This window comes from Streptomyces sp. NPDC092369 (assembly GCF_044755245.1).
In the GTDB taxonomy this organism is placed as follows: domain Bacteria; phylum Actinomycetota; class Actinomycetes; order Streptomycetales; family Streptomycetaceae; genus Streptomyces.
The window spans coordinates 1,508,299-1,514,520 of record NZ_JBIVQP010000003.1; the positions used below are offsets into that span (position 1 = coordinate 1,508,299).

General features: G+C 67.8%; 7 protein-coding genes and 1 rRNA gene. 1 reads left to right on the forward strand and 7 read right to left on the reverse strand.

The genetic code is table 11. The annotated features are described in order from the left end of the window. Nucleotides 1-128: 128 nt before the first annotated feature. On the reverse strand, nucleotides 129-341 hold the full coding sequence (locus ACIQI8_RS23860) for a helix-turn-helix domain-containing protein (protein ID WP_004984898.1): 213 nt from the start codon (nucleotides 339-341) through the stop codon (nucleotides 129-131). Between the two features lie 129 nt (nucleotides 342-470). Next, a complete protein-coding gene (locus ACIQI8_RS23865; RefSeq protein WP_402353934.1) occupies nucleotides 471-1,286 on the reverse strand; it encodes a phosphatase in 816 nt (271 codons plus the stop codon). Between the two features lie 214 nt (nucleotides 1,287-1,500). Between ACIQI8_RS23865 and ACIQI8_RS23870 the strand changes: the two genes are divergently transcribed. Further along, the gene (locus ACIQI8_RS23870; protein WP_402353936.1) at nucleotides 1,501-1,950 is read left to right on the forward strand and encodes a spore-associated protein A; all 450 of its coding nucleotides are present in this window, start codon (nucleotides 1,501-1,503) and stop codon (nucleotides 1,948-1,950) included. A 163-nt stretch (nucleotides 1,951-2,113) separates the two neighbouring features. Here the strand turns inward: ACIQI8_RS23870 and ACIQI8_RS23875 are convergent, their stop codons facing one another. The 5 genes from ACIQI8_RS23875 to rrf form a co-directional block, all read right to left on the reverse strand. After that, nucleotides 2,114-3,286: an acetoin utilization protein AcuC gene (locus tag ACIQI8_RS23875; protein WP_402353939.1), complete on the reverse strand. Its 1,173-nt coding sequence runs from the start codon at nucleotides 3,284-3,286 to the stop codon at nucleotides 2,114-2,116. Beyond that, complete coding sequence (locus ACIQI8_RS23880; RefSeq protein WP_402353942.1) at nucleotides 3,237-4,472, reverse strand: MFS transporter; 1,236 nt, start codon at nucleotides 4,470-4,472, stop codon at nucleotides 3,237-3,239. Before ACIQI8_RS23880 ends, ACIQI8_RS23875 begins: the two co-directional genes overlap by 50 nt. A 91-nt stretch (nucleotides 4,473-4,563) precedes the next feature. Then, complete coding sequence (locus tag ACIQI8_RS23885; RefSeq protein WP_402353945.1) at nucleotides 4,564-5,319, reverse strand: VC0807 family protein; 756 nt, start codon at nucleotides 5,317-5,319, stop codon at nucleotides 4,564-4,566. 88 nt (nucleotides 5,320-5,407) lie between these two features. Continuing rightward, nucleotides 5,408-6,052 (reverse strand): HAD family hydrolase, encoded by a 645-nt coding sequence (locus tag ACIQI8_RS23890; protein WP_402353948.1) that lies wholly within the window; start codon nucleotides 6,050-6,052, stop codon nucleotides 5,408-5,410. 79 nt (nucleotides 6,053-6,131) lie between these two features. After that, nucleotides 6,132-6,222, reverse strand: a 5S ribosomal RNA gene (gene rrf / locus ACIQI8_RS23895); the annotation flags it as partial.

Below are 6,222 nucleotides of genomic sequence, written 5' to 3' on the forward strand. Positions count from 1 at the left end.
TACCCTCGCTCACTTCTCATCACTCGGTGCTGGGCGCCATGGGCCCATACGACCTACAAGGGGCCAGCCTACCCGCCCGAGCGCTGAGGTCGTAATTGAGGGTCTTCCGGGAGGTCCGGAAGCCGCCGTCAGGCTGTCTCCACCCCCACATAGCTCTCGCGGAGGTACTCGTGCACCGCTTGCTCCGGTACACGGAACGAACGTCCGACCCGGATCGCGGGCAGATGACCGCTGTGCACCAGCCGGTACACGGTCATCTTCGACACTCGCATCACCGAGGCGACTTCCGCCACGGTAAGGAACTGAACCTCGTTCAGAGGCCTCTCGCCAGCTGCAGCCATGACACACCTGAACCTTCCGCACTCGACGGTCACCGGCTTCCCCTTCCGGTGACTCTTCGTCGTTGCGTGCTCACTCCCCAATGTAGGGGCGTGTGATGCGAGTGGGGAAGAGGTGCACCCATCGGCGGCCTACTGTGACAGACACGCTCGATTGAGTACGTAGCGGGTAAGCGGCCGGTAGTAATCAGACCGCACAGCGTCATCAAGTGGAACGACGACGGACACGGACCCCTCTGCCTCTCCGACGAAGAGCGCGGGGTCGTCGGTATCCCCCAGCCCCATCGCCTCGAACCCCAGCTGACCTGCTCCGCAGACCCATCCGTGGTCCCCGACGACCAGCTCGGGAAGAGGGCCGCCGGCCTCCGCCGCCGCGGCCAGAACGGTCCGAACCGGGAGCGGTGAGTGCGTGTGTGCGCCGGTCGCACAACCGGGGCGAGTGGGGCCGGGTTCGCGGACGAGCGCGACTCCTCGTACGTAGTCAAGGTTGTACGTGCGTAGACCGAACCGGGTCGTTATGTCGACACAGCGACCATGCGCCGGTGTGAGAACGGTACATCCCGCCGCCGACAGCGCGTCCGCAAGCGCGGCGTAGAAGCCGAGGAGCCGATGGGGGTGGCCGGTGCCGAACAGCACGGGGGCGCCACGCTCAGCAGCCGCGCCCAGTCGTTCCGCGAAGGCATCCAGAGCGGTCAGAGTCCGCTCCGGATCAATCACATCATGGCCTGAGGTGTGCTGCGGATCGGCCGAAACCCCACACTTGTCCGCCATCAACTGGATCACGTCCCGCTGCCGCCAGGTCCGTTCAGGATCGATCCCGATCATCACCCGAGGGTCCCGCGCGGCGAAGAGCCGATAGCTGCGCAGGCTCTCCTCCCGCGAGGTGGCCACCGTCCCGGCCAGACGGGCGGCCAGCAGATGGGCGCGCAGGGCTCCGGTGCTCAACACGAGTGCGATGGTGACGGACGGGGGTGCGCGGCGCGGCGGGAACGGCGGGAACACCGCACGGTTGGCCTAGAGACCGGTGCCGTTCCCGGTGACAGAACGGTGACAGACGGCACCACAACCAACGCACGGGGCCCTGGGTCTCACTGTGCATGGACGGCAACGACCAACCGATCCATGCAAGTTGACCAAGCATCACCACAACCGGGGGAACACCATGAACACGAAGCTGTCCCGTCGCGTCACAACGGCCGCCGCACTCACCGTCCTGGCGGTCGGAGGCGCCATCGCCGGCACCTCGCCGGCCTCCGCGGCGACCGTGAAGCCGGTCGCCGCCAAGTCGGCGGCCGCGGCCTACAACGGCGTCTGCGGCACCGGGTACAAGGTCATCGACTCCACGCCGGTGGGCAACTCCGGCACGACCTACCTGACCTGGAACGAGGCCAAGGGCAAGAACTGCGCCGTGACCATCCGCAACACCGCGGGCGCCAAGCTCTACATGGAGGTCAGGCTGACGGCCCTGGAGAGCGAGGAAGGCGACGCCGTGGATGCCGGCCAGTACACGAGCTATGCCGGCCCGGTCTACGTCAACGGCCGCGGCTACTGCGTCTCGTGGATCGGCACCATCGGCAGCGCCACCTCCAGCGACTGGGGCCACTGCAGCTGACACCGCCAAGGGATGCCGCTGACACCCACCCAACTGCGGGCAGTCGTGCCGCTGGGGCGGCACGGGTGGGCGCAGCGGCACCCCGCAAGCGCGGGCAAGCGAAACCCCGCTACGCCGGCCGCGCCCACCTCAGCAACCCCAACGCCCCTTCGCGCCAACGCCCTTACGCCAACAACCCCCGCAACGGATAGACCGCCCGCCGAGTGGCCAACACAGCCTGATCCAACCGATCCGCAGGGTCGTATCCCGCGTCCCACTCGGCAAAGGCCACCGGCCACCGCCCATCGGTCATCCGCCCAGGCCCCAACTGCCGCGTCCGAGCGAACACTTCCTGCCGCCAACTCTCCGGCACAAGCGTCTCCGGCAAGATCTCCCGCCCCGCGGCAATGGCCACCAGATGCGTCCAGGACCGCGGCACCACCTCCACCACGGCGTACCCCCCGCCCCCCAACGCGACCCACTTCCCGTCGGCGTACGCATGCGCCAGCTCATGACACGCCACCTGGACAGCCCGCTGCGCGTCCAGCGAAACGGCCAGATGCGCCAGCGGATCCTCAAAATGCGTATCGGCCCCGTGCTGCGTCACCAACACCTGCGGCCGGAAGTCGGCAATCAACTCCGGCACGACAGCGTGAAACGCCCGCAACCACCCCGCATCCCCGGTCCCCGCAGGCAACGCGACATTCACAGCCGCCCCCTCCCCCGCCCCGGACCCCGTCTCCTCCGGCCACCCGGTCTGGGGAAACAGCGTCCGCGGATGCTCATGCAGGGAGATCGTCAAAACCCGCGGATCCTCCCAGAACGCGGCCTGCACCCCGTCCCCGTGATGCACGTCCACATCGATGTACGCGACCCGCTCGGCACCGAGCTCCAGCAGCCGCGCGATGGCAAGCGAGGCGTCGTTGTAGATGCAGAACCCCGACGCGCCCCCGGGCATCGCATGATGCAACCCACCCGCGAAGTTCACGGCGTGCATCGCGTCCCCGCCCCACACGGCCTCCGCGGCCCCCACCGACTGCCCGGCGATCAGCGCGGACACCTCGTGCATCCCCGCGAAGGCCGGATCATCGATCGTCCCGAGCCCGTACGCCCCATCCGCGGCCCCCGGATCCGCCGAAGCCGCCTTCACGGCCTCGACGTAGTCCTCCCGGTGCACCAACCGCAGCGTCGACTCCCCGGCCGGCTTCGCCGCGACCACGTCGACGTCCTTGTCGAGCCCGAAGGCGTCGACGAGTCGCCTGGTCAGGGCGAGCCGGATCGGGTCCATCGGATGGTCCCGACCGAAGTCATAGCCCGTTACTGCCTCGTCCCACATCAGCTGTGCGCGGCCGCTCATGCCCGCCACCGTATCGGTCCTGTTGAGGAGCGAACGACTTGGCGTACACCAGTGTCACCAGCACCAACACCATCGGCACGAGCATCGCCCCGCGATAGCTCCACGCGTCCCCCAACGCCCCCACGAGCGGCGAACCAATAAGAAATCCCACGTAGTTGAAGACATTGAGCCGCGCGATCGCCGCGTCCGACGCCCCCGGGAACATGCGCCCGGCCGCCGCGAACGTCTGCGGCACCAGCACACACAACCCCAGCCCCAGCAGCGTGAACCCGAGCATCCCGACCCACGGCCCCGGCGCCAGCGCCACCACGGCGAACCCACCCGCCGCCACCAACGCCCCCACCCGCACGACCACCACGGCCCCGAACCGCCGCACCCCGAAGTCCCCGAGCGCCCGCCCCAGCAGCGTGGTCACCATGTACACGTTGTACGGCACGGTCGCGAGCTGCTCCGAACTCCCCAGCACGTCCTGCAGATACTTCGCACTCCAGTTGGAGACGGTCGAGTCCCCGATATAGGCGAAGGTCATCACCAGACACAACGGCAGCAGCATCTTGAAGACGACACCACCACCGGCCCCCTTCGCCGCCGCGTCCGCCTCCGCCGCCGAGCCGCCACCCTCGCCGCCGTCCCCGTCGACGTACCACCGACTCCCCACCAGCGCGGCCGGCAACAGCACGGCCACGACCGGCAGATACGAGACCCACAGCGCGAGATGCCAGTGCGCCCCCACCCACGCCAGCGAGGCCCCCACGATCCCGCCCAGGCTGTACACGGCATGGAAACTGAGCATGATGCTGCGCCCGTACGCCCGCTGCAGACTCACCCCGAGCATGTTCATCGAGGCGTCCAGCGCACCCACGGCCAGCCCGAACGCGACGAGCGCGATGCCCAGTTCGACCTTGGAGTCCCCGGCCCCGACGCCGAGCAGCGCCAGCATCACCACGGGCTGGGACCACCGCAGCAGCAGACTGGGCGGGACCCGTTTCACCAACTGCTCCGTCGTCACACTCCCGACGCCGGCCAGGATCGGCACGGCGGCCAGGAAGGCGGGCAGCAGCGCGTCGGAAACCCCGTACCGGTCCTGAATGGCCGGGATCCGGGTCACGAGAAGGGCGAAGACGGCGCCCTGGGCGAAGAAGCTCAACGCCAAAGAGGCCCTACCGCGCCGCAGCACATCTGTCATGGCGGCGAGCGTAGGGCCCCAGGCTACCTGTGGGTAGATCCAGCCAAAGATGAATTTCCTTCAGCTTTACCCATGTGTCCTCTTACGAGCGTCAGGCGGCGACGGCGACCTCGACCGGGACCTGGAGGCCCACGTCCTGGCTCGCGGTGTCGGCCTCGGCTTCAAATGCAGATTCAGCTGCAGATTCAGCTTCAGGGGCAGATTCAGCGGCGACCATCTCCGCCATCGGCCCGGCGGCCAGCGCACCACTGACGAGGAAGGTCAGCACCATCACGCCGGCCATGACCACCGTCCCCAGCCACACCATGGTGTCCACCGGGATGGTGTACGCCCCCACGACCCGCGCCACACACTCGGCGAGCAGCGCCACGCCCCACACCACCGAGAACGTCCGCTCCTTGCGCAGGAAGTCCGCCGAGGCGGCCGCCCGACCGGACGCCAGCCGCTGCCAGGCAGCCTCCTTGGCCCGGTCGCCCTTGATCAGGAAGGGCTTCATACCGGCGGTCATCATCGGCCGGCCCAGGGCCACCGAGACCAGAATCCCGATCCCGATCGTGCTGCTGACCGCACTGTCCTTGGCGAGCATCAGCCGCGGGTCACCGGCGACGAAGCTCAGCACCAGGGAGACCACGTTGACGACGAGGATGAGCCCGGCCAGCCCGTTCGTCCGCCGCTCCCTCACCAGGCTCCAGACCGTCCGCAGGGCCGGAACCACACTGCTCCAGGCCAGCGCCGCGAAGGTGCTCATCCCGAAGGCGTCCTTGAACAGGTAGTACGAACCGAGAGGGACCGCCACATCCACGACCAGCGGACCGAAGGTGCTCTGCTTGCTCGTCTTCGTCGTCATGCCCTCAGCTTGGCCGCCGGGCGGGGTCCCCCAGTAGAAACGATCGTCCGGAGCTCGGCATGACAAATGTCAGTCCACCAACGGTCGGTCAGTCCAGCAGCTCGACCAACTCGCCCATGTCCGCGAAGAGTTTGCCGGCGCCCGCAAGCTTCTCCCCCGACGTCATGGCGGTGAACCCGAGCACATCCATCCCGGCCGCGACCCCCGCCTGCACCCCGAGCGGAGAGTCCTCGACGACCACACACCGCCCGGGCGAGACGCCCATCCGCTCCGCCGCATACAGAAACAGATCCGGATCGGGCTTCCCCCGCCCCACATCCTGAGCACTGAAGATCCGAGCCTCGTCGAACCACCGGTCCAGCCCGGTCGTCCGATGCCCCACCCGAATCCGCTCATGACTCCCCGAGGAGGCCACGCAGTACGGCACCCCGCCCTCAGCAAGCTTCGCGAGCACGCCCTCAACCCCAGGCACCGGCCGCAACTCCCGCTCGAACGCGGCGAACACCCGCGCATGAAAGACATCATCGAAGTCAGCCGGCAACGACTCCCCGGTCCGCTCCGCCACCAGTTCGTGGACCCGGTGCATGGCGGAGCCCATGTAGTCACGGAGCGAGTCCTCGTACGACGTCGGATACCCGAGCTCGGTCAGGTACGCGGCGAGAAGCCGGTTGGAGATGGGCTCACTGTCGACGAGGACGCCGTCGTTGTCGAAGATGACGAGGTCATAGCGCATGCAACCAACCCTAGATGTGGACCGTAAACGCAGAAAACCCCCGTACCGAATAAACGGTACGGGGGTTTCCTCAACAATTGTTCGGCGGTGTCCTACTCTCCCACAGGGTCCCCCCTGCAGTACCATCGGCGCTGTAAGGCTTAGCTTCCGGGTTCGGAATGTAACCGGGC

Bases quoted from the DNA above. Each gene is read 5' to 3' on its own strand.
- ACIQI8_RS23870 (WP_402353936.1), top strand. From the start codon at position 1,501: ATGAACACGAAGCTGTCCCGTCGCGTCACAACGGCCGCCGCACTCACC.
- ACIQI8_RS23885 (WP_402353945.1), bottom strand. From the start codon at position 5,319: ATGACGACGAAGACGAGCAAGCAGAGCACCTTCGGTCCGCTGGTCGTG.
- ACIQI8_RS23875 (WP_402353939.1), bottom strand. From the start codon at position 3,286: ATGAGCGGCCGCGCACAGCTGATGTGGGACGAGGCAGTAACGGGCTAT.
- ACIQI8_RS23860 (WP_004984898.1), bottom strand. From the start codon at position 341: ATGGCTGCAGCTGGCGAGAGGCCTCTGAACGAGGTTCAGTTCCTTACC.
- ACIQI8_RS23880 (WP_402353942.1), bottom strand. From the start codon at position 4,472: ATGACAGATGTGCTGCGGCGCGGTAGGGCCTCTTTGGCGTTGAGCTTC.
- ACIQI8_RS23890 (WP_402353948.1), bottom strand. From the start codon at position 6,052: ATGCGCTATGACCTCGTCATCTTCGACAACGACGGCGTCCTCGTCGAC.